We start from the raw sequence: 2,135 nt of genomic DNA on the forward strand, positions 1-2,135 counted from the left end.
AGGAACGTGCCCAGATTCTCTCCATCAACATGGCCAACAGCCCGTCCCGCAAGTACAAGGAAGTGTGGATAGGTCTCGGCGGAACGCAGTCGGCGGTCTATGCCACCGAAGTCTCGCCCGAAGAATACTACACCTATACGACCGAGGAGACGGAAAAGCTGGAACTGATGCGGCTTACCCGGAAGTTGGGTGGCAATATCGAGCTGGCAATCAAGCAGCTGGCCGAGAGTAAACGTAACAGTAAGTAACATTCAAAAATCAAGAAAGACATGAAATTTACCGAATGGATAAGACATCGGATTGTCGGTCGCCTCCGGGAACCGGACTACCGGGAATTGCAGGAGATTGCTCAAAAAGCCAAACTTCTTGCCGGTGTGTACAATCACGGGGAACTTGCAAAGCTTATCCGGGAGTACAGTCATTCGGAAAAAGCTATTGAACAGATTGCCCTGCTGATAGCGAAATCCGAACCCTTCGATTCTCCCATATCAACGATGAAAAAGGAATCCGTAAATATGATGGATGTATTGACGGATACTCCATTTATGGCGAAACACGGCTTTCAACTGACGGATATCCCACCATCGGAAGCCACATCAGTGCATGGCTTGTTCGCAATGTACACCGTTATGCGTGATTGGGGATGTACGAAATATCCGATGAATAGAATTGAACGCCCGCCACATAGTGAAGTAATATCCGCAATAGGAATATTGGACTTCCAGAGAAAGAGCCGGGATGTATCTGAACTGTGCGAACTCGCCTCATACAGCATGCTTCCATCGACCTACGTCAAGCTGCGCTATGGCATTGAGGACAAATGCAGTACCTATGAATGGCTCGAAAGCTATCTGATGGACAGGGATGACTGCTGCATTGAGCCTGATGTCAGGATGAACATTCCCCGTATAGAAGCCGAGATGTGTGCGGCGGCTGAAAAGGCGGTCGAGAATATCCCCGGAGTCCGTCTGCCGGACTTCTATCTTGAGAGACTTGACCGGGAGCTTGACAAATTGGGGCGTATCGCCGTGTCACCGGATGCTTCAAACGACCTTATCAATGTGCAACCGGATTTTCTGATCAAATACGGTATTGACAAGACCGCAGCCCCGGAAGAACAATCCCGTCAGGCACAGAAAGCCTACAAAGAACTGGATGACAGATTAGTCCGGGTTACCAGCCGCAGACCGTATGCTGACGAATTCTTCGCCTCCCTCAGACACGGGAAAGAAAAAGTGGCAGAGGCAGACCGTCCGAGACCGGTACACAAGCCTATCCTCCGTAACCCGCCGTCCAAAGGGCGAAAGATGGGGCTTTGAACTTACGGAAAAAAAGATTTATCAACCATTAAAGATTAACGACATGAAAAAAAGAATTATGACAGCCTTATGCTGTATCTGCCTTCTTTCGGCAGGCAAGGCACACGCCCAATGGGTAGTGACCGACCCCGGGAATCTGGCCCAGGGCATCATCAACGCCGCCAAGAATATTGTCCACACGTCCTCGACGGCCAGCAATATGGTCAAAAATTTTCAGGAGACGGTAAAGATTTACCAGCAGGGCAAGGAGTATTATGACGGCCTTAGGAAGGTCAAGAATCTGGTACGCGATGCCCGCAAGGTGCAGCAGACCATCCTGATGGTCGGTGACATCACGGAAATCTATGTGACCAGTTATGAGCGTATGCTCAGTGACCCTTATTTCACCCCTGAGGAACTGAGTGCCATCGCCCTCGGCTACACGAAGCTGCTGGAGGAGAGTGCCAATCTGCTGACAGACCTGAAGACGGTGGTCAATGAGAACGGCCTTTCGATGAACGACAAGGAGCGTATGGACATCATCGACCGCTGCTATACCGACATGCTGCAATACCGCAGTCTGGTGCAGTACTATACCAACAAGAACATCGGCGTGTCGTACCTGCGAGCCAAGAAACAGAATGACCTTGACCGCGTGATGGCCCTGTACGGTTCACCCAACGAACGCTACTGGTAATTTCAAGGAGGATTGCTTATGGTATTGTTGGCTGTGAATTTTGACAATCTGCACCAGATTCTGCAAAGTCTGTACACGGACATGATGCCGCTCTGTTCGCAGATGACCGGCGTGGCCAAGGGCCTTGCCGGATTGGGAGC

Annotated in this window: 3 protein-coding genes and 1 pseudogene; all 4 read left to right on the forward strand. The window is 50.5% G+C overall.

Annotated elements, in window-relative coordinates; genetic code table 11:
- Positions 1-248, forward strand: a 248-nt coding sequence (locus B5F38_RS14020) for a hypothetical protein (protein ID WP_143241002.1), incomplete at its 5' end; no start/stop codon positions are given.
- 21 nt (positions 249-269) lie between these two features.
- Positions 270-1,319 carry a hypothetical protein gene (locus B5F38_RS14025; RefSeq protein WP_087208473.1) on the forward strand — a complete coding sequence of 350 codons (1,050 nt, stop codon included), beginning with the start codon at positions 270-272 and terminating at the stop codon, positions 1,317-1,319.
- A gap of 43 nt (positions 1,320-1,362) precedes the next feature.
- Complete coding sequence (locus tag B5F38_RS14030; protein WP_087208475.1) at positions 1,363-1,995, forward strand: DUF4141 domain-containing protein; 633 nt, start codon at positions 1,363-1,365, stop codon at positions 1,993-1,995.
- 18 nt (positions 1,996-2,013) lie between these two features.
- Positions 2,014-2,135 (forward strand): annotated as a pseudogene (locus B5F38_RS14310) (conjugative transposon protein TraJ); the annotation flags it as partial.

The organism is Barnesiella sp. An22 (assembly GCF_002159975.1).
Classification (GTDB): Bacteria; Bacteroidota; Bacteroidia; order Bacteroidales; family Barnesiellaceae; genus Barnesiella; species Barnesiella merdigallinarum.

Excerpts from the sequence above, each read along its gene's own strand:
- B5F38_RS14025 (WP_087208473.1), top strand. The coding sequence starts at position 270 with ATGAAATTTACCGAATGGATAAGACATCGGATTGTCGGTCGCCTCCGG.
- B5F38_RS14030 (WP_087208475.1), top strand. The coding sequence starts at position 1,363 with ATGAAAAAAAGAATTATGACAGCCTTATGCTGTATCTGCCTTCTTTCG.